21 protein-coding genes are annotated in these 20,179 nt (G+C 64.9%); 10 read left to right on the forward strand and 11 right to left on the reverse strand.

All coding sequences use genetic code 11. The features are described from left to right. Positions 1-15 precede the first annotated feature (15 nt). The 3 genes from DC366_RS08990 to DC366_RS09000 form a co-directional block, all read right to left on the reverse strand. Complete coding sequence (locus DC366_RS08990; protein WP_108691876.1) at positions 16-888, reverse strand: universal stress protein; 873 nt, start codon at positions 886-888, stop codon at positions 16-18. Between the two features lie 61 nt (positions 889-949). Next, positions 950-1,165, reverse strand: a complete 216-nt coding sequence (locus tag DC366_RS08995; protein WP_108691877.1) for a hypothetical protein — start codon at positions 1,163-1,165, stop codon at positions 950-952. A 40-nt stretch (positions 1,166-1,205) separates the two neighbouring features. Continuing rightward, on the reverse strand, positions 1,206-1,484 hold the full coding sequence (locus tag DC366_RS09000) for a hypothetical protein (protein ID WP_133176187.1): 279 nt from the start codon (positions 1,482-1,484) through the stop codon (positions 1,206-1,208). A 781-nt stretch (positions 1,485-2,265) separates the two neighbouring features. On the opposite strand from DC366_RS09000, the gene rnk reads away from it, so the two are divergent. From rnk to DC366_RS09025, 5 genes are all read left to right on the forward strand, one after another. Next, a complete protein-coding gene (gene rnk / locus DC366_RS09005; protein WP_108691879.1) occupies positions 2,266-2,721 on the forward strand; it encodes a nucleoside diphosphate kinase regulator in 456 nt (151 codons plus the stop codon). Between the two features lie 344 nt (positions 2,722-3,065). Further along, positions 3,066-3,971, forward strand: a complete 906-nt coding sequence (locus DC366_RS09010; RefSeq protein ID WP_243405087.1) for a mechanosensitive ion channel family protein — start codon at positions 3,066-3,068, stop codon at positions 3,969-3,971. A 72-nt stretch (positions 3,972-4,043) separates the two neighbouring features. Then, entirely contained in the window at positions 4,044-5,276 is a 1,233-nt protein-coding gene (locus DC366_RS09015) for an MFS transporter (protein WP_108691880.1), read from the forward strand. Positions 5,277-5,300: 24 nt separating this feature from the next. Next, positions 5,301-6,185 carry a 50S ribosomal protein L11 methyltransferase gene (locus tag DC366_RS09020; protein ID WP_108691881.1) on the forward strand — a complete coding sequence of 295 codons (885 nt, stop codon included), beginning with the start codon at positions 5,301-5,303 and terminating at the stop codon, positions 6,183-6,185. 96 nt (positions 6,186-6,281) lie between these two features. Further along, positions 6,282-6,626, forward strand: a complete 345-nt coding sequence (locus tag DC366_RS09025) for a hypothetical protein (protein ID WP_108692013.1) — start codon at positions 6,282-6,284, stop codon at positions 6,624-6,626. A gap of 160 nt (positions 6,627-6,786) precedes the next feature. On the opposite strand, the gene DC366_RS09030 is transcribed toward DC366_RS09025, so the two are convergent. Then, complete coding sequence (locus tag DC366_RS09030) at positions 6,787-7,437, reverse strand: carbonic anhydrase (protein WP_108691882.1); 651 nt, start codon at positions 7,435-7,437, stop codon at positions 6,787-6,789. Between the two features lie 189 nt (positions 7,438-7,626). Here DC366_RS09030 and DC366_RS09035 point away from each other — a divergent pair, with 189 nt between their 5' ends. The 3 genes from DC366_RS09035 to DC366_RS09045 all read left to right on the forward strand — a co-directional run bounded on the left by DC366_RS09035 (position 7,627) and on the right by DC366_RS09045 (position 10,377). Next, positions 7,627-7,992 carry a hypothetical protein gene (locus DC366_RS09035; RefSeq protein ID WP_108692014.1) on the forward strand — a complete coding sequence of 122 codons (366 nt, stop codon included), beginning with the start codon at positions 7,627-7,629 and terminating at the stop codon, positions 7,990-7,992. A 151-nt stretch (positions 7,993-8,143) separates the two neighbouring features. Next, positions 8,144-9,547 (forward strand): leucyl aminopeptidase family protein, encoded by a 1,404-nt coding sequence (locus tag DC366_RS09040; RefSeq protein ID WP_108691883.1) that lies wholly within the window; start codon positions 8,144-8,146, stop codon positions 9,545-9,547. Continuing rightward, positions 9,544-10,377 (forward strand): C40 family peptidase, encoded by an 834-nt coding sequence (locus DC366_RS09045; protein ID WP_108691884.1) that lies wholly within the window; start codon positions 9,544-9,546, stop codon positions 10,375-10,377. The genes DC366_RS09040 and DC366_RS09045 overlap by 4 nt, the downstream gene beginning before the upstream one ends. A 108-nt stretch (positions 10,378-10,485) precedes the next feature. On the opposite strand, the gene DC366_RS09050 is transcribed toward DC366_RS09045, so the two are convergent. The 3 genes from DC366_RS09050 to DC366_RS09060 are packed head-to-tail and all read right to left on the reverse strand — an operon-like array spanning position 10,486 to position 12,582. Then, positions 10,486-11,892 carry an FAD-binding oxidoreductase gene (locus tag DC366_RS09050; RefSeq protein WP_108691885.1) on the reverse strand — a complete coding sequence of 469 codons (1,407 nt, stop codon included), beginning with the start codon at positions 11,890-11,892 and terminating at the stop codon, positions 10,486-10,488. Positions 11,893-11,895: 3 nt separating this feature from the next. Then, complete coding sequence (locus DC366_RS09055; RefSeq protein ID WP_108691886.1) at positions 11,896-12,132, reverse strand: Lrp/AsnC ligand binding domain-containing protein; 237 nt, start codon at positions 12,130-12,132, stop codon at positions 11,896-11,898. A gap of 24 nt (positions 12,133-12,156) precedes the next feature. Beyond that, on the reverse strand, positions 12,157-12,582 hold the full coding sequence (locus DC366_RS09060) for a tellurite resistance TerB family protein (protein ID WP_108691887.1): 426 nt from the start codon (positions 12,580-12,582) through the stop codon (positions 12,157-12,159). A 122-nt stretch (positions 12,583-12,704) separates the two neighbouring features. Between DC366_RS09060 and DC366_RS09065 the strand changes: the two genes are divergently transcribed. Beyond that, positions 12,705-14,279 carry a lysine--tRNA ligase gene (locus DC366_RS09065; RefSeq protein WP_108692015.1) on the forward strand — a complete coding sequence of 525 codons (1,575 nt, stop codon included), beginning with the start codon at positions 12,705-12,707 and terminating at the stop codon, positions 14,277-14,279. A 49-nt stretch (positions 14,280-14,328) separates the two neighbouring features. Further along, positions 14,329-14,739, forward strand: a complete 411-nt coding sequence (locus DC366_RS09070; RefSeq protein ID WP_108691888.1) for a c-type cytochrome — start codon at positions 14,329-14,331, stop codon at positions 14,737-14,739. A gap of 6 nt (positions 14,740-14,745) precedes the next feature. On the opposite strand, the gene DC366_RS09075 is transcribed toward DC366_RS09070, so the two are convergent. The 4 genes from DC366_RS09075 to DC366_RS09090 all read right to left on the reverse strand — a co-directional run bounded on the left by DC366_RS09075 (position 14,746) and on the right by DC366_RS09090 (position 20,119). Beyond that, entirely contained in the window at positions 14,746-17,148 is a 2,403-nt protein-coding gene (locus DC366_RS09075; RefSeq protein WP_108691889.1) for a ligase-associated DNA damage response DEXH box helicase, read from the reverse strand. Positions 17,149-17,229: 81 nt separating this feature from the next. Continuing rightward, entirely contained in the window at positions 17,230-18,543 is a 1,314-nt protein-coding gene (locus DC366_RS09080; protein WP_108691890.1) for a DUF8689 domain-containing protein, read from the reverse strand. A 90-nt stretch (positions 18,544-18,633) separates the two neighbouring features. Continuing rightward, on the reverse strand, positions 18,634-19,128 hold the full coding sequence (locus DC366_RS09085; RefSeq protein WP_108691891.1) for a prepilin peptidase: 495 nt from the start codon (positions 19,126-19,128) through the stop codon (positions 18,634-18,636). A gap of 133 nt (positions 19,129-19,261) precedes the next feature. Further along, on the reverse strand, positions 19,262-20,119 hold the full coding sequence (locus DC366_RS09090) for a tetratricopeptide repeat protein (protein WP_108691892.1): 858 nt from the start codon (positions 20,117-20,119) through the stop codon (positions 19,262-19,264). Positions 20,120-20,179 lie beyond the last annotated feature (60 nt).

Consider the following 20,179-nt stretch of genomic DNA (forward strand, 5'->3'; position numbering starts at 1 on the left):
TTGCTCTGGCGCGGCTCAGCCGTCATGCGGCGCGCAAACCAGGATGTCGCAGGGGGCGGTGCGCAGCAGGCGGCGCGTGACGCTGCCGATGAAGGCCCGCCGGATCAAGCCCGCGCGTCCGGGCCCGACCGCCAGCAGGTCAACCCGCCGCGATGCGGCCGCGCGGGCAATGCGGGCCGCCGGATCGCCGTAGAGGATGCTGGTGCGCACGCGGCGCGGTGCCCCCTTGGCCAGCGCGCTCAGATGGGTGCGCGCATTGCGGCTCAGAACCTCGCGATGCGCGTCCACCCCGGCCTGGCCGTCACCGCTGTGCATCAAGACCTCGGCCAGCTGCGGCGCGACCTCGACCGCCTGAACCAGACGAATCGCTGCGGCGGGCAAAAGACCGGCGACAAACGCCAGCGCAGGCGCGGCATCGTCGGTGCCATCCGTGGCCAGCATCACCTCGGCATAGGGATGCGCGGCCGGGCTCTTGACCACGAGAACGGGCGCGACATTGGACGCGACCACACGGTCGCTGATCGAGCCCAGGATCGAATCGGAAACGGATTTTCGCTGATGCGCGCGCATGACAATCAGATCGGGTGGCGCCTCGCGGCACAGATCGATCAGCCGCAGGGCGGGCGATCCGGTGGTCAACTCGATCTCGGTGTGCACGGCGGCGATGTCCAGCCGGGCCAACGCATCCTCGATCATGTCGCGCGATACCTTTTCTGCCCGCTCGCGCAGGGCGTCGCTGCGCCCAAGATCGCCGCAGGGCGGCGGCAGGTCGATGACATGCACGACGCGCAGATGCGCGTCATGCAGCGCGGCGACTTCCAGCGCCCGCACAAGCACGACGTCGCTTGCAGGAAACTTGTCCACGGCGGCCAGAATCGTCTTGGGCATCTGAAAACGGTCCTCGGGCTGGCGCGGATGCGCTGGATAGGCGCGGGCCGTCCTTGTCCGGTCAGCGCGGTTTGACGCTATCGAAGGCCGACATCATCATCAAGGTCGCAGCGACCGTTGGCGCCATCGCCATCGCGATATCGGGGTGCATCGGCGAACGGCCCGCGACGCGGTCGGCCGCCTTGCTCATGGATGCGGCTGTCACGGACTCGGCGGGGGCCTTCTTGGGGAAGCTCTCGGGAAAGAGGTCTTCGAAATCGGCTTTGCAGATCATCATGGGTCTTACTCCTTCATTCGTGTGGCAGTCACGGCCGCGCTCAGGCGGCTTGTCGGAAGTCGTCGTAGTCGGCGGACCGGCGCGGCGCCTGCGGGGCCAGCGGCCTCATGCGAAGCTCGCGCATGTCCAGGCTTTCGACGACGCGCGGAATCTCCGCGCGCTCGATGCCGATCTCGCCGAGCAGATTGTCGTCCATCGCCTCGAAGGTGGCGATCATCTTGCGGCGGCGCCAGTTGCGAATCGCATTGCGCATCCAGTCGCGGACGGACGGCGCGGCCGACCTGTACATCGTGGGTTTGGGGAATATATCCGGATGCATGTCATCCTCCTGCAGAACATGACGGCCGGGCAGGGGGAGTGCAGTGTCGCAAGGCGCGGGTAGTCGGCGCATGCCGCGCATCCGTCTCGGACGGTCGCGGCGTCCCCCTTCGGCTTCAAAAAATGATCGAGGCTCGATCGGCAGCTACTTGTCCCCGAAGCCTGGACAGGCGCGGCGCGCCAGCCCGCCCCGGGCTACTGACGGTTCAGAAGATGTCCTGCGCAGTGCAGAACCCTCTTTTTATGCTGAACATCGTCATGCCCTTAAGATGGGCCTTCGCGCGCACGCTTTCAATGCATATGGCGCGGGCACACGCCTGCTAGGCTGAAAAGCGCCCATGATGTGCCGTCTAAGACACCTTGCCGAGCGATTCGCGCCGGCGCACATGCGCCGAGATTGACAGGTTCGCGGCGCGTGCCTACATCTTGCAGCATGAAGGTACATGCAGATCATTTTCGATTTCGCTTGCTGAACCGCCTGCCGCCCCGGGCGGTATAGGCGCGTGCGCGCCTGACATCCTCCCGGGCTTCCTCGACTTCCTGACCTGAAACCCGTGGCGATCCGTCGCCGGAGGAGCGGCAATGCGACGTACCAGATACACCCCGATCGAGCGCCTGCACAGCGCTCCCGCGCCGAGAGGCGGGCCGCGCCGTGGCGCACTGCAGGGCTAGTCAGCCACAGATGCCGCAGCGGGCGCCCGGCCCGCGATGATGTTGCACCGGATATTCGCACGATCCCTTAATTCTCCCGGCCTCAGGGCTTTTCCACAGGACGCAAGCACATGACACTCCAGACCAACGAGACCGCAAAGAAGCGCAGCGCGCGCCCACCCAAGATCGTCATCGACGCGGCCGAGCTGCGCCATATCGAGGCGTTGGCCGAAGGGGCGTATCAGCGCAACCCGGCCCTTGCCGACCGCCTGCTGGACGAGCTGGGCCGCGCGCGCATCGTCGAGACCGCAAAGCTGCCCAAGGATGTCGTGTCGATCGGCAGCGCCGTCACCTATCGCGACGAAACCTCCGGTCAGGAAAAGATGGTGACGCTGGTCTATCCGGAACACGCCGATATCTCGCGCGACCGTGTCTCGATCATGACGCCGATCGGCGTGTCGCTTTTGGGCCTGTCCGAGGGCGCCGCGTTCTATTGGGACACGCGCGACGACCAGCGCCGCATGCTGACGGTGATCAAGGTTGAGCAGGCAGGCGCAGACGCAGGCGAGGCGGCCAAGGGCGCCTGACCTGCGCGCCCCGTCGTTTTGAGGTTTGGCGGCGGACCGGTTGCGTGTAAAAACGTGGTATCCGGGCCGCGTTCATTTGGCCGTCATTTTTCGTCAGAGGTTTCTTTCATGTCTCCCCGTCCGGCGCAGCTTATCTGCGCCAACTGCCACCGCACCTTGCCGCGCGCGGCGTCCTACAGATGCCCCTTTTGCCGCGAACGGGTGGCGCATGTCGCGGGCAGCGCCGGGTTGGTCTGCCGGCAGTGCAACGCGCCTATTCCGCGGGCGCATCGGGGCAAATGCCCCTGCACGGTGATGCAGCGTGCCGCGCCGCCTGCCGCCGCGCCCCGGTCCGGGCGCGCCACATGAGCGTGCGCCAGCATATCCGCCGCCTCTTGTGGCCCGGGGTCATGATGTTGCTGAGCGTGGGGATCTTCATCGCCGTCTTTTACGGGCGCGAGGCGCAGCAGGCCGGCACCGATGACATCCTGTCGCTGGGCGCCACGGCGCTGATCTATTTCGCGGTGGCGTGGCTGGCCAGCCGCCTCATCGCGATGGCGCTGGATCAGGCCACGACGCGGCGCCGGCCCTATCCGCGCCTTTTGAAGGATCTGATCGCGGCGCTGCTGTTCCTCTTGGCCTTCGCCGCGACCGGCGCGCTGTTCATGGGCCAGGGCGCGGTGGGCGCGCTTGCGGGCTCGGGCCTGGTGCTGGCGATGATGGGCTTTGCCATCCGCAACGTGGTGGCTGATACGCTGTCAGGTGTCGCGCTGGGCGTGGAGGGGCCGTTCCGCATCGGCGACTGGATCGATATCGACGGGCTGGCGCGTGGCAAGGTGATCGAGATCGGCTGGCGCACCACCCGCGTCCTGACGCGCGATTCGACCTACCTGATCCTGCCCAACAGCCAGATCGCGCGCCAGCGCATCACCAACTATTCAGCGCCCAAGGCGCAGTATCGCGCGCAGGTTTCCATCGTTCTGGATCATTCGATCCCGATCGAGACCGCGCGCAAGGTCATTCTGGACGCCGTTCGCGAGGCCAAGCTGATTCAGCAGGAACCTGCGCCCGATGTGCGCGTGTCGTCCTACGATCAGGGCGGCATCGCATATGCGGTGCGCTATTGGCTGTCACGGTTCGACCGTGACATCGATTGCCGCGACGAGGTTTACCGCCTTGTCGACAGCGCCCTGCGCGAGGCGGGCATCGAGGCGCCGCACCGCCGGATCGAGCTGATCGGCGCGGCCTCGTCCCGCACGGGCGCGGCCTGAGGCAGGGTTTTGCGCCGCGCCCTGCGCGCGTTGCCACTCGCCAAAGCGGCGGCGCGGGCGTAAACCGGCAGAATGACACGCACCGTTCCCATCGGCGATGCCCGCCAGATGCCCCTGTGGCGCCGCCCGCGCAGCCTGCTGTTCCTGATGGCAGCGGCGATGCCGATCGCGTTTGCCACGTGGTCTGCGCTGCTGAACAACTTCGTCATCGAGGTGGCGCAGTTCGACGGCCATGACATCGGCTGGCTGCACACGGTGCGCGAGATCCCCGGTTTCCTGGCCATCGGCGTCATCGCTATCATCATTTTCGTGCGCGAGCAGGTGCTGGCGCTGGTGTCGCTGGCGCTGCTTGGCGTGGCCACGGCCTTTACCGCGCATTTCCCCTCCATGGCGGGCATCCTGACCATCACCATGCTCAGCTCGATCGGGTTTCACTATTACGAGACGGTCAACCAATCGCTGCAATTGCAATGGATCGACCGCGCCCGCGCGCCCCAGACGCTGGGCTGGCTGCTGGCCGCGGGATCGGGCGCCACGCTGGTCTGCTATGGCCTGATCGTGCTGCTGTGGGAGCCTTTGGGCCTGACCTACAAGATCGTCTACATGCTGTCGGGCGGGCTGACGGCGGCGATCGCGGTCTTCGCGATGATCGCCTATCCCCAGTTCGAGGCGCCCAATCTGCAGCTGAAAAAGATGATCCTGCGCCGCCGCTACTGGCTGTATTACCTGCTGCAGTTCATGGCAGGAGCGCGGCGGCAGATCTTTGTCGTCTTCGCCGGCTTCATGATGGTCGAGCGGTTCGGATTTCAGGTGCACGAGGTGACGGCGCTGTTCCTGATAAACCTTGTGGCCAACATGATCTTTGCCCCGCTGATGGGCGGCGCGGTGGGCCGGTTTGGCGAGCGGCGCACGCTGATCTTTGAATATGCCGGGCTGATGATCGTGTTTCTGGCCTACGGCGGGATCTACATGTTCGGCTGGGGCGTGGTGCTGGCGGCAACGCTATACGTGGTGGATCACATGCTGTTCGCGCTGGCGCTGGCGCTGAAGACCTATTTCCAGAAGATCGCCGATCCGGGTGACATTGCCCCCACCGCCGCCGTCGCCTTTACCATCAACCATATCGCGGCCGTGTTCCTGCCTGCGCTGCTCGGGTATCTGTGGCTGGTCTCGCCCGGTGCGGTGTTCGTGCTGGCCGCTGGCATGGCGGGGATTTCGCTGCTATTGGCGACGCTGATCCCGCGCCACCCGGCGCCGGGCCACGAGACAATCCTGTCGCGCCCCGCGCCCGCCCCGGCCGAATGACGCGCCCGCGCTGAAAGGCACCGCATGACCACCTATACCGCCCTTACGACCCTGCAGGGCCAGCGCGGCGCCGAGGCGCTGGCCGACGCTCTGGAGCGCATCACGCCCGAGCCGACAGGCATCGGCACCTTCGAGATCGAGGACGGAAGCGGCACATGGGAGGTCGGCGCCTATTTCGAGGACGCGCCCGATATCGCCGGTCTTGCCCTCTTGGCCGAAATCCATGGCGCGCGGCCCTTCGTGGTGTCCGAGGTGCCCGATACCGATTGGGTCGCCCATGTGCGGCGCGAGCTGACGCCGGTGATCGCCGGGCGCTTTTTCGTCTACGGCAGCCATGACGCGGACAAGGTGCCGGATGACGCCGAGCCGCTGCTGATCGAGGCGGCGATGGCGTTCGGCACCGGCCACCACGGCACGACCCAGGGCTGTCTGCGCGCGCTGGACCAGCTGGCCAATGCGGGCGTCACCGCGGGGTCGGTCGTCGATATCGGCTGCGGCACCGCCGTTCTGGCGATGGCGGCCGCGCGGATCTGGCCGGGCGTCATGCTGGCCAGCGATATTGACCCGGTGGCGGTCGAGGTCGCCCGCGTCAACGTCACCGCCAATGATCTGGACGGGCGCGTGCGCTGTCTTGAGGCGGTCGGGTTCGATCATCCGGATCTGGCGGCGGCCGCGCCCTTCGATCTGGTCTTTGCCAATATCCTCAAAGGGCCGCTGATCGACCTTGCGCCGGTGATGACACAGATGCTGGCCCCCGGCGGCCACGTGATTCTGTCGGGCATCCTGAACGAGCAGGCAGACGAGGTTTTGGGGGTCTATCGCGAGGCTGGAAACAGTCTGACGGAAAGGCAGGAAATTGGTGAATGGACAACGCTGACTTTACGGAAAATTGACGAAAAAGCCGTTTAAAAGCAGCCGGATTGGGGCGTTTGCCGCAATTTGAACACAATTCAAACCTAATTTTGTCTGGTGATCTGGCGGGGGCCGGAATGCTGGAAGACTGTCATGTCAACGACGATCAACAAAGAGTTTGACGCTCGCATCAAGAAGGTTCAGCGCAACCATCTTCGCATGGCGCGCGGGTATGACGCCAAGGTTGGCCGCGACGGGTTGATCGTGTTCCGGCCCAAGCGGCGCAGACCATCCCTGCCGCTGCGCAGCCTGGCGCTTTTGCTGGTGGCATTCTTCGCATTCAAGATTTTCGTGCTGATGCAGATCGGCGATCTGGCCTATCAGGCGCGCATTGACGCGATGATGGACGGATCGCTGCCGGTGCAGCTGGGCGCATATGCGCTGCAGATCGATCCGCTGATGCGCATTGTGGCCACGCAACTGGCACCGTTTTTCTGACCTTAAGGGCGACCGCCCTCATGTTCCTCCGGCCCGCTCAGGCCCGTTTCTCGGGTTGGTAACGAGTTCTCTTTTACCCCTCTCATGAAAAAGCCCCCGCGCCGACCGGTGCAGGGGCTTTTTGGTGCCTTGGGTGCTGCTACGGCGGCAAGCCGGCGCTTCAGATCGGTGCAAATTCCCCGCTGGAGGCGCTGTATTGCTGCACGTGACCCTCGCCGATATCCAGCCACAGACCATGCAGGGTCAGCGTGCCGCGCTGCATCGCCTCGTTGATGAAGGGGAAGGTGGTCAGGTTCTCCAGCGATATCAGAACGGCCTCTTTTTCAAGCGCGCGGGCGCGTTCGGCATCGTCCTTGATGCCTGCAACACGCTCGTGGCCGGGGCGCAGGATGTCGATCCAGCGGCCGACAAAGCTGGTCGGCGCATCCAGCGCGGGCGCCTTGCCGCAACACATCTCGTCACAGCCCTTGATGCCGCCGCAGTTGGAATGCCCCATGACGATCACATGCGCCACCTTCAGCACGCTAACGGCGTATTCAATTGCCGCCGAGGTGCCGTGCTGGCCGCCATCGGAGGTGTAGGGCGGGACCAGATTGGCAATGTTGCGGTGAATGAAGAATTCGCCCTGATCGGCGCCGAAGATCGACGTGACATGCACGCGGCTGTCGCAGCATGAGATCATCATCGCGCGCGGATGCTGCCCTTCCTGGGCAAGCGTGCGGTACCAGCTTTCGTTTTCGGTGTAAGTTGTGGCCTTCCACCCGTGATAACGCTGGATCAGATAGGGCGGCAGCGGACGCGCTTTGAGCAAATTCCTGTCCTTTCGTCAAAGTGGATTACGGCTGAGATAGACGAAATTGTCATTGAATTCGAGCGGTAAAATACGCGCGCTGAAACCTTTTGGGAAGGTCTGACAGGCAGATTGCGCAGGCCGGGCATCGCGAGGGGGCTGCCGGGCGGAATGTAGCGAAGTCGGGGTGAGACCGTGGAACAGGTGACAATGTTGAAACAAGAAGAGGCGGTTCGTCTGAATCCGGACCGCCTGGAAGAGCTTTATGACAAGCTGGGCGAGGCGGGGGCAGAGGATGTCGTCTGCAGGGCTCTGGAGGAGTTGGCGGTGCGCCTGTCGCATACCGAGCGGTGCCACCGGGAGGGGCGCGCGGGTGACCTGCGCAAGGCGGCGCGCGGTCTGGTGGGAATCGCGGACCAGATCGGCATGCATATGCTCGCCCGCGTCGCGGCCGATGTCAGCGCCTGTGCCGGCCGCTCCGATCCGGTTGCGCTGGCGGCGACGCTGTCGCGCCTTTTGCGTATCGGCGAGCGGTCGCTCAGCGATGTATGGGATCTGCACGACGTCACCATCTGAGCGCCTGCGGCGCGGATCAATGCAAGGCGGCGATGATATTTCAGCGCGGTGGGCGTTTCGCGTGAATTCCTGATTCAGACTTCTGGCGAAACGCTTTAGGCTGGGCCGAAATCCGGCGCCGCCTGCGCCGCGCTCAGAAAGGTCTACTGCGATGTCTACAGCCTCCGATGCCACCAGAACACTTGCCTTTGCAACCGATGAGGCCGGCGCGCTGCCGCTCCATGTGGTCGAGGCGGACGCGCTCGACACCTGGCTGCAAGCGCAGCCCGGCGCGGTGCAGACATGGGTGCGCGCCAACGGGTTCACCGCGGCACTGGGCAAGACGCTGGTGGTGCCGGGCGATGACGGCGCGCCGCTGTTGGCGTTGGCCGGTTATGGCGACGCCGCTGCGCGTGCGCGCGGCCGGTTCCACCTTGCCGCCGCCGCGGCCGCGCTGCCTGCGGGGCCTTGGCGGTTTGAGGGCCTCGATCCCGCCCGCGCGGAGGAGGAGGCGCTGGGCTGGCTGCTCGCGGGCTATGCGTTCGACCGCTATCACGCGCAGACCGGCAACGCCGCGCGGCTGATCGCGCCAGAGGATGTCGATGCCGCCCGGCTGGAGATCATCGCGGCAGGCGAGGCGCTGACGCGCGATCTGATCAACACCCCGGCCAATGACATGGGGCCCGAAACGCTGGAGGCGGCCTGCGCCGATCTGGCCAAAACCCACAGCGCGCAGATGACCGTGACGACAGGGGCCGATCTGCTGGGCCGGAACCTGCCGCTGATCCACGCGGTCGGGCGCGCCTCGGACCGTGCGCCGCGCCTGATCGACTTCAGCTGGGGCACGCGCGGCCCCGCGCTGACGCTGGTGGGCAAGGGGGTCTGCTTTGACACCGGCGGGCTGAACCTGAAATCGGGCTCCAGCATGGGGCTGATGAAAAAGGACATGGGCGGCGCCGCGACCGTTCTGGGCCTTGCGCATATGATCATGGCGCTGGACCTGCCGCTGCGCCTGCGGGTGCTGATCCCGGCGGTCGAGAACGCGGTCAGCGCCAATGCGATGCGCCCCGGCGACATTCTGACCTCGCGCAGCGGCAAGAGTATCGAGATCAACAATACCGACGCCGAGGGACGCCTCGTGCTGGCTGACGCCCTGAGCCTCGGGGCCGAGGGCGCGCCGGATCTGATGATCTCGATGGCCACGCTGACCGGCGCGGCCCGCGTCGCCGTGGGACCGGATCTTGCGCCCTATTACGCCGATGACGCGGCCCTTGTCGCGGCGATCGAGGATGGCGCGGCGCGCGTCGCCGATCCGGTCTGGCGGATGCCGTTCCACGCCCCTTACGAGGCGCTGATCGAGCCGGGCATCGCCGATCTGGACAATGCGCCCTCGGGCGGTTTTGCCGGCTCGATCACGGCCGCCTTGTTCCTTCGCCGCTTTGCGGGCGATGCGCGCTATGCGCATTTCGACATCTACGGCTGGAACCCCACCGCCGCGCCCGCACGGCCGAAGGGCGGTGTCGGGATGGGCGCGCGCGCGCTCCTCGCGGCGCTGCCCAAGGCGCTGTCGCTGTGAGCGATCCGCGCCTGACCCCGGCCAACGGGCGCGTTGCCGCCACGGCGCTGCGCGGAAAGGTGAAGGCAGCCCGCTTCACCGACGGAGCGGCGCGTCATGTGGCAGTGCCCGTGGCAAACCTTCTGCACGCGCCGCACGGCCGGCGCGAGCGCCAGTTGCTGATGGGCGCGCCGGTCACATCTTTCGAAACGTATGAGGGCTGGTGCTTCGTTCAGGCCGAGGACGGATATGTCGGATACTTGCCCGAAAATGCGCTTTGCGATGCAACGCCGCCAACGCATTGGGTCGCGGCGCGCGCAACACATGCCTATGCGCAGGCTGACCTCAAATCGGCCGAGCAGGTCGCCCTTTCGCATCTGTCGCGCGTTCAGGTCCTGTCCGCCAGCGGCGCATGGGCCCGTACGCCGCAGGGCCATATCCCGGCGCAGCATCTTCAGCCGCTGCCGATGACCGCGCCCGATCCGGTGGCGGTGGCCGAGCTCTATCTCGGGACGCCCTATCTCTGGGGCGGAAATTCGGCGTTCGGGATCGATTGTTCCGGCCTCGTTCAGGTCGGCTGTCGCGCCTGCGGCATTGCCTGCCCCGGCGACAGCGACCTGCAGGAGGCGGCGCTGGGCCAGGTGCTGCCGCAAGAGGCGGGGCTGCAGCGCGGCGATCTGATCTTCTGGCGCGGCCACGTTGCATGGATGCTGGACGCGAATCGCATTCTGCATGCCAACGCGCACCAGATGGCCGTCGGGGTCGAGCATCTGTCCTCGGCCATCGCCCGGATCGAGGCAGAGGGCGGCGGCCCGCCCGCCAGCCGAAAGCGCCTTGCGCCTCAGGGATGATCCGAGCGCAGAGCATGTTCCACGCGCCATGAGCGCCGCATCGAAACGGCTGCGGCCGCAGCGCGCCCGCGCCCGTTCATCTTGGCGAAAATACTCAAATTGCCGAGCTCAGATATCGGGCAGAACCTTGCCGGGGTTCAGGATCCCGTTCGGGTCCAGCGCCGTCTTGATCGTGCGCATCGCGGCCATCGCGCCGGGGTTCTTGTGCCGCGCCATGGCCGGGCGCTTGCGCCAGCCGATGCCATGCTCGGCCGAGAAACTGCCGCCCAACGCAACGGCCGCATCCTCGGCCAGATCGCCGATCCTCTGGCAAAGATCTTCGTCATCGCGCGTCGGAAAGACACCAAGGTGAAGGTTGCCGTCCCCCAGATGGGCGACCGAGACGTCCTGTGCGCCCGGATCCAGATCGGCGATGATCTGCGCCACCTGGTCCAGAAACTCCTGCATCCGGTCCACCGGCACGGCAATGTCGCGGTCCACATGCGGCGTCTGATAGGTCATGACCTGCGCCGCCGCCTCGCGCCGCTCCCACATCTCGCGGCGCTGCGTCTCGTTCTGGGCGACGACGGCATCCAGAATCGCGCCTTCCTCGAACAAATCGGCCAGCACGGATTCCAGATGCGCGGCGATGGGGATCTGCCCGTTTGCATCCGGCACCGCGTCGCGCGGGGCGGTGGCGCCGACCTCGACCATGATGTTGACGTCATGGCGCTCATCGAAGGGCGGGCGCGCGTCCTTGGTCTGCAGCAGATGCGTCTCGATATAGGCGCGCGGCATGTATTCGAACGCCTGCACCGCGCCGCCCGTTTCCTGCTGCAAGCGGTTCAGCAGCTCCAGCGCGTCGCCCACGCGCGGCACCGCGACCATGGCGGTGGCGTTGGCCAGCGGCGCCGGGAACAGCTTGATCACAGCGGCGGTGATGATGCCCAGCGTGCCTTCGGCGCCGATCAGCAGATGGCGCAGGTCATAGCCAGAATTGTCCTTGTGCAGCTGGCGCATCAGGTCGATCACTTCGCCGTCCGGCAGCACCGCCTCGATCCCAAGGCACAGATCGCGCGTGTTGCCATAGCGCAGCACGTTCGAGCCGCCCGCATTGGTCGACAGCGCCCCGCCGATCATGGCCGAGCCGCGCGCGCCGAAAAACAGCGGAAAGATCAGGTCATGTTCGGCCACCGCGTCGTGGATATTGGCCAGGATCGCGCCCGCCTCGACAATCGCTATGCGGCCCGTGGGGCGGATTTCGCGGATCTTGTTCATCCGCGCCATCGACACCACCCACGCGCCTTCGGCCGCTGTCGCGCCACTGAGGCAGGTGTTCCCCGACATCGGCACGACGGGCGTGCGGCTCTCGTTCGCAAGTTTCAGGATCGCGGCCACATCCGCGGTCGACCCGGGGCGCAGGACCGCCAGCGGCGTGCCTTGGGGCGCACCCGACCAGTCGCAGGCGAAAGGGTCCATATCCTTGCCGGTCAGCACATTGGCCGCGCCCAGAATTTCGCGAAGTCGGTCCAGCATGTTTCAGAACGCCTTGAAGGTGAGCGTCGTCTCGGTCCGCTCGATATTGGGGATGTTCAGCAGGTTCTCGTTGATGAACTTGCCCACATCCTCGCTGTCCGGGATGTAGAGCTTCATCAGCAGATCGAAGGGCCCGGAGGTGGAATAAAGCTCGGAATGAAATTCGCGCAGCGCGATTTCCTCGGCCACCTTGTAGGAGGTGCCGGGTTTGCAGCGGATGTTCACGAAAACGCAGTGCATATGGTGTATCCTTTTACGGTGATGTCACAGCCGCACGTGGCGCGCGCGTGCGCCGCGCTCGATCCCGGCGGCGTGCAGGCGGTCGAGGTCCAGCTCGTATCGGATTTCCTCAAGCAGGCGCAACTCGCTGTCGGCCAGCGTGCCGTCGGCTGCGGCCACATCGCAGGCCAGCGCATAGGCCGTCTCGTACAGCCGTTCGGGCAGGCTGCTGCGGATCAGGCCGAACAGCGCATCCAACCCGTCCTCGTCAGAGAAAAGATCGAATACGGTCTGGGCCACGATATTGATGCGGTCCTCGTCATAATCGCCAAAGACCGGCAGGTTGTTTACCGCGCCCTCGATCTTGACCAGCTCGGCCGTGCCGACATGCTCGTCCGAGGCCGATACCGCGATCATGACAGCGACAAGGCAGTCCTGCGGGCTGAGCGGGTGTGTCGCCGTGTCATTCATCGGAGCATCCTTTGCAAAGTCCTGCGTTTGCGCGCAGATTATTGACCTTGCCGCCCCTCGGCAATAGGAAGCGGCGGACCTTTGCGCGCACTCGCGCAGCGGCCTGACCCTTGGAGAGCCCCATGTCCGATCTGCGCGACGCCGCGATGACCTCGAAAGCCTGGCCTTTTGAAGAAGCGCGCCGGCTGCTCAAACGCTATGACTCCAAGGTGCCCGAGAAGGGCTATGTGCTGTTCGAGACGGGCTATGGCCCCTCCGGCCTGCCGCATATCGGCACGTTTGGCGAGGTGCTGCGCACCACGATGATCCGGCGCGCGTTCGAGGTGATCAGCGACATACCGACGCGGCTGATCTGCTTTTCCGACGATCTGGACGGCATGCGCAAGGTGCCCGGCAACGTGCCGAACCCTGAGGCGCTGGCCGAGCATCTGCAAAAGCCGCTGACATCGGTGCCCGATCCCTTCGGCACGCATGACAGCTTTGGCGCGCATAACAACGCCATGCTGCGCCGGTTCCTGGATACGTTCGGCTTTGAATACGAGTTCATCAGCGCCACCGAATTCTATCGCTCCGGCCGGTTCGACGAGGTGCTGCTGCGCGCCGCCGAGCGGTATGACGACGTGATGAAGGTGATGCTGAAATCCTTGCGCGACGAGCGGCGCCAGACCTATTCGATCTTCCTGCCGATCCACCCCGAAACGGGCCGCGTGCTCTATGTGCCGATCAAGCATGTGGATGCGGCGAAGGGCGAGATCACCTTTGACACCGAAGACGGCGAGGAGATGACGCTGCCCGTCACGGGCGGCAACGTCAAACTGCAGTGGAAGCCCGATTTCGGTGCCCGCTGGGCCGCGCTGGACGTGGATTTCGAGATGTACGGCAAGGATCACAGCACCAACACGCCGATCTATGACAGCATTTGCGAGATCCTCGGCGGCAAACGCCCCGAGCATTTCACCTATGAGCTTTTCCTTGACGAGAACGGTCAGAAAATCTCGAAATCCTCCGGCAACGGGATCAGCATTGATGAATGGCTGACCTATGCGGCCACCGAAAGCCTGAGCTATTTCATGTATGCCAAGCCCAAGACGGCCAAGCGCATGCATTTCGACGTGATCCCCAAGGCGGTGGACGAATATCATCAGCAGCTGCGTGCCTATGCCGGGCAGGATGCCGCTCAGAAGGTGAACAACCCCGTCTTTCACATCCATCCCGAGGGCGTGCCGGAAAGCCGTATGGTCGTGCCGTTCTCGATGCTGCTGAATCTCGCCTCCGTCGCGGGCGCCGAGCGCAAGGACCAGCTTTGGGGCTTCATCCAGCGTTATGCGCCCGAGGCCAGCGCCGAGACGAACCCCGACATGGACGCCGCCGTCGGCTATGCGCTGCGCTATTACGAGGATTTCGTGAAGCCCGCCAAGGTCTACCGCGCGCCCACCGATCCTGAGCGCGAGGCACTGGCCGAGCTGCGCGACCGGCTGGCCGCGTATGACGGCCCGCGCGATGACGAGGCGTTGCAATCGGTGGTCTACGATGTCGGGCGCGACCGTTTCGATCCGCTCAAGGGCTGGTTCAGTGCGCTTTACGAGGTGCTTCTGGGCGCGCGCCAAGGCCCGCGCTTCGGCGGATTCATCGCCCTTTATGGGGTCGAGGAAACTGTTCAGTTGATCGACGACGCATTGGCTGGCAAGTTCGTCTGAACAAGCGGCGGGCAACGCCGCGCGATTTTCCGAGGCAAAGGAGACGGCGATGAAATACGCAGTGATGGCGGCCGGGCTGTGCGGTCTGGGCATATTGGGCGCCTGCATTCAGCCCACCGCGATGCCCGAAGCCAGTGAGGGCCGCGCGCTTTACGCCGAGAATTGCGTGCAGTGTCATGGTGTGTCGGGCAAAGGTGACGGGCCTTGGGCGAAGGAGATGAAACCTGCGCCGACGGACCTGACGCAGCTGTCGCGCCAATACAAGTTTCCACGTGCGCGCGTTCTGTCCACGATCGACGGCTATCACCGCGCCGACCTGCCCGGTCAGCAGATGCCGGAATTCGGCCTGCTGCTGCAGGGGGAAACCGTGCCGGTGGACACCGGCGATGGCGTGATGACGCCCACTCCGCGCCCTCTGGCAGCGCTTTTGGCGTATCTGGAATCTATTCAGGACGTCTGAGGCCCGTCAGGCCAGCCCGGCCTCCTGCATCAGCCGCGCCGATTCTTCGGCCAGCAGACGCTCTTCGCCCGCGCCGCTGACCGGTGTGCGCCCCACCTCCAGAAAGAGCGGCGCCGCCAGCGGCGTGGCGCGTGGCAGGCGCAGCAGGTCGATCCGGCCCTGAACGCGCGCGATCATCTCCTCGATCCGGCCGAAATCGACCAGACCGCGCATCGCCTCGGTCCGGGTGATGCGCAACAGCAGGTGATCGGGGTCGTATTTCACCAGCGTGTCATAGAGGATATCGGACGAAAACGTCGCTTGCCGCCCCGATTTGCGCGCCTGCGGCAGGTTGCGCTGGATCAGCCCCGCAATGGTGGCCGACGCGCGAAAGGTGCGTTTCATCACCGCGTTTCCGGTCAGCCACTGGTCCAGCCCCTGGCGCAGCGCCGCCGCATCAAAGAGCGGCGCGGCATCCGTCAACGGCTCCAGCCCCCAGATCAGCGTGGCGTAATCGGTAGCGACAAAACCGAGCGGGTCAAGGCCCAACTCCTCCATCCGCTTGGTCAAAAGCAGCCCCAGCGTCTGCTGCGCGTTGCGCCCGGCAAAGCCGTAGATGCAGGCATGCTCGCGCCCCTCATGGGGAAAGCTCTCGATCAGAAGCCGCCCCGCCGTTGGCATCCGGCTCGTCCGGCGCTGAAGATGCAGCCATTCGGCGGTATGGGCGGGCAGGGCCGGCCAATCGGGCTGCGCCAGCATCACAAGGATGCGCTGGCTAAGCTGCGTCGACGTGGCAAACTTGGTGCCGCCGAACGTCGCGATCTTGGGCTTGCGCCCGTCCGAGCGGCTGACCTCGACAGTCATCTCGCGCAAGGATTCGTATCGCACCACCTGCCCGCCGATCAGGAACGTGTCGCCGGGGGTGAGCGTGGCGGCAAAGCTCTCCTCGATCTCGCCCAGGGGCTTGCCGCCGCGACCGCGCTGCATCCGCACCTTCAGCAGATCGGTGTCCTGAATGGTGCCGATATTCATGCGGACGATCTGTGCGCTGCGCGGATCGCGCAGCTGCCAGAGGCCATCCCGCCGCACCAGCCGCTGCCACTTGTCATAGGCGCGCAGAGCATAGCCGCCGGTGGCGCAGAAATCGAGGCAATCGTCGAAATCCGCGCGGCGGAGCGCCGCGTAGGGGCCCGCTGTCGTCACCTCGGCAAAAAGCCGATCTGCATCGAACGGTCCCGAGCAGGCGGCGATCAGGATATGCTGGCACAGGACATCCAGCGGGCCGGGACCGCGCGGATCGCCGTCCAGATCACGCGCGCGCACCGCCTCCAGCGCGGCGACGCATTCGACCACCTCGAAACGGTTGGCGGGGACCAGAAGCGCCTTGGACGGCGCGTTGTAGCGGTGATTCGCGCGCCCGATCCGCTGCACCAGGCGCTTGACGTTCTTCGGCGCGCTGACCTGAATGACAAGATCCACATCGCCCCAGTCGATGCCCAGATCGAGGCTGCCGGTGCAGACGATGGCGCGCAATTCGCCGCGCTGCATGGCGCCCTCGACGCGCTGGCGCTGGCCGCGATCAAGGCTGCCGTGATGGATGCCGATGGCCAGGTTTTCGTCATTGGCCAGCCACAGGTTGCGAAAAAAGAGCTCGGCCTGCGCGCGGGTATTGTGGAAAATCAGCGTGGTGTTGTGCGCCTTGATCTGCTCCAGCACCGCCGGGATCGCGTAGGCCGCGCCGCCGCCGGCCCATGGCGGCGGCTCGGCCACTTGCAGCATCTCGATATCGGGATCGGGGCCGGGATCGGCGAGGATGATCTCGCAAGGGTCCGGGTGGCGGGCCAGAAACCGCGCGATGGCGGCCGGATCCTCGACCGTGGCGGACAGGCCGACACGGCGCAGACCGGGGCAAAGCGCCTGCAGACGGCTGAGCGCCAGCATCAACTGATCGCCGCGTTTGGAGTCGGCCAGCGCATGAATTTCGTCGATCACGACGCGCTGGAGCCCCGCAAAGATGCGCGGCGCGTCCTCGTAGGAGGTCAGCAGTGCAAGGCTCTCGGGCGTGGTCAGCAGGATATCGGGCGGATCGGCGCGCTGGCGGCGCTTTTGCGTATAGGACGTGTCGCCGGTGCGGTCCTCGATCCGGATGGGCAGGCCCATTTCCTCGACCGGTGTTGTCAGGTTGCGGCGGATGTCATTGGCCAGCGCCTTGAGCGGCGAAATATAGAGCGTATGCAGGCCCTTGTGGCCGCCCTCGCCAAGCTCGGCCAGCGTCGGCAGGAACCCGGCCAGCGTCTTGCCGCCGCCGGTGGGGGCGATCAGCAACAGGGACGGATCCACGCTGCGTGCCATCATTTCGCGCTGGTGGGGATGCACCGACCAGCCGCGCGCGGCGAACCAGTCGGTGAATTTGGGCGGCAATTCGATCATGCGCCTTTATCTAGGATGAAGGCGCAGATTTTTCGCCGAAAAATCGGAAAAAGCGAATTTTCTGCGAAAATTCTTGCGGCGTCAGTTCACGATCTCGCTGTCTTCGACGAACATGTTGGCCCAGGCGCGGTCGATCAGGTCGGGCGTCATCTGATAGGGGATGCCTTCGAATTCGCAGATCGAGATCATCTGGTCGATCAGGAACACCGGCTGATAATTGGCGTAAACGTTGTCGATCTCGGGGTATTTCTTCTTGAGAAGATGCACCAGCGCGGGCTCGTTCAGGGGGATCTGCTTCTTGCGGGCGACCATGGCGAAAATCTTGAGGAAGTCGGCCTGATTGGGGCCATCAATCTTGATCTTGTAGAAAATCCGGCGCAACGCGGCCTGGTCGAAGATCTTGTTGGGATGAAAGTTGGTCGAAAAGATCGCGAGCGTGTCGAAGGGCACCTCGAATTTCTCGCCCGATTGCAGCGCCAGGATATCCTTGGATTCCTCCAGCGGCACGATCCAGCGGTTGACCAGGTTCTGCGGCGGCTCCACCTGTCGGCCAAGGTCGTCGACGATGAAGATGCCGCCCGTCGATTTCAGCTGAAGCGACGCCTGATAGGTGCGGGCCGTCGGGTTGTAGACCAGATCAAGCATGTCGAGCGTCAATTCGCCGCCCGTGATCACGGTGGGCCGCTCGCAGCGCACATAGCGCGCATCGAACGTGCGGCGGCGGCGCAGGGAGTTGGGATCGTCCGCCTCCGCCTCGGCCTTGGAATGGACGATGGGGTCATAGACGGTGATCACTTGGCCGGCATATTCTATGGCCATGGGCACATAGATGCGATCGCCCATCGCGTCGCGGATGCCATTGGAAATGCTGGATTTACCGTTCCCGGGCGGGCCATACATGAGGATCGAGCGGCCGGCGCTGACGGCGGGGCCAAGCTGGTCCAGCAGGCTGGGCGGCAGCACCAGATGGCCCATCGCGCCGGTCAGCTGGTCGCGCGTGATCTGGATGTTGCGGATCGACTGGCGTTTGACCTGCTCGGCATAGACGGCGAGCGGGACCGGCATCGGGCCGAAATATTCGGACTGCGCCAGGGCATCCAGCGCCCGCGCCTTGCCCGCATCGGTCAGCTGATAGCCCATCTCGCTGCCGGAGGTCGCGCTCATCGTGCCGGTTGCCTCCAGCAGGCGCTGTTCGCGCGCCAGATCGACCAATTCCTGCGTCACGGTGCGCGGCAGGCAGATGGCGGTCGCGATTTCGCTGACCATGTCCACATTCTTGCGAAAGATGGTCTTCAACAGGATGTCGCGCATCATCACGATGCTCAGGCGCATGTCCTCGATCGTGGTGGGGGGCGGCGGGGGCTGCACGCCCTGCGGGGTCACTTGCATGTTCATGGAATCGCGGCCTTGGCTATCTCGGTCCGCTGCAAGCTGCCTGCCAATGATGGACGAAATAAGGCCGCGCGTGGGCGCTGCGGTGATATGTCAGGCGCCGTAAAGCGCGCCGAGCACGATGTAGGCCGCCATCGCGCCGCCCAGCGACAGGCCCATCGGATACTTGCCCTCGCGTGTCCAGCTTTCCCAGTGCGGCGCAAGACGGCGCAGGGCGGTATGCTTGGCGATGCGGTGGACGGCATAGCCCGCGATCATGGTGCCCGCCAGCAGCATCAGCACAAGTTGCAGATCGCCGATGGCGATGAACGGCGCCGCCGCCGCGGCAAATTTCGCATCCCCCGCACCAATCAGGCCGACCGCGTTCAGCACCATTCCGGCCAGCAGGACCACCACCAGATGCACGAGCCGCCATGCAAAGACATCTATCGGCAGCACGACAATGCCAATGGCCACAAAGATCACGGCCAGCGTCACGACCGCCTTGTTCGGGATCTTCATGTAACGCAGGTCGTTCCAGGCCACCCAGATGCAGACGGGCAGGACCAGCGGCGCGAACCAGATGGCGGAAATGGCTGAAATATGCATGGGCCGCGCCCCTCGCTGAAAAGGGGCCGCCAGAGAGCGCAGGGGCCGCCCGAAGGCGTCATGCGTCTGTGGCCCGAAAGATCGTCAACACAAGGCCCGCCCGCACGCCCCGGTTTGGCGCGGCGGGGCGGGGTTAATTGGTCACATTGCCCTCCAGCGCGCTCAGGCTGCGCACGGCGGCTTCGAAATGCTGCGGGTGGGTGTCGATGGCATCGCGCAAAAGGCCCTTGCCGGTGGTCACGTCGCCCTTCTTGATCGCCGAAAGGCCCAGCGTATAAAGAAGCTGCGCGCGTTCCGTCTGGCTGACGGGCATGACGGGCAGGGCATAATTGCCTTGCGCGCCGCGTGCCAGCACCAGGTTGTTCTTGGCGGTGAAAAGGCTGCCATCCTGGCGGATCGCATCCGAAAAAAGACGCTCGGCATCGGCAAAATCGCCGCGGCTCAACTTGGAATAGCCCCAGTTGTTCATGACGTTCGCAGGCTGTGTCGTCAGGCCGACGGCGGTTTCATAAAAACTGTCGGCCTTCTTCCAGTTCTTGTTGCTGTCGGCGACCATCGCCTCCAGCCGGTAGCGTTTGAACGTCTCATAGGTCGGGGGCACGGTGTTCAGCGTCTTCTCGGCGCTGTCCCATTCATTGTTGCGGATATGCGCATCCGCCAGATCGACGCGGTCCGCATCGGTGACGTCCTTGTGCGCCGCGACCTTTTTCCAGGCGGCGACGCCCTCGGTGTTGCGCCCTGCGCGGATCAGCGATTGCGCAAGCCCGCGCTGAAGGTCGATGCGATCGGGTTTTTCTGCCGTGCTGCGCTGAAAATAGGCGACGGACTCGTTGGGGTCGGCGACGGTCAACATCACGTCGTTGAGGTTGGACTCGTCCACGACGTTGACGTCCTGAAACTTGCGATCGACCTCTTCATTGTCGGATTTCTCGCATGCCGCAAGAACGATGATCCCTGCCGCGCAGAGCGAAAATAGGATGGGGTGGCGCATTTTTGCGTCCTTTTACTGCCTTGCCTCGTGTCGGTGCGCGCCCCCCCGTGTCGGGGTTTG

The organism is Pelagivirga sediminicola, assembly GCF_003072125.1.
Lineage (GTDB): Bacteria > Pseudomonadota > Alphaproteobacteria > Rhodobacterales > Rhodobacteraceae > Roseovarius > Roseovarius sediminicola.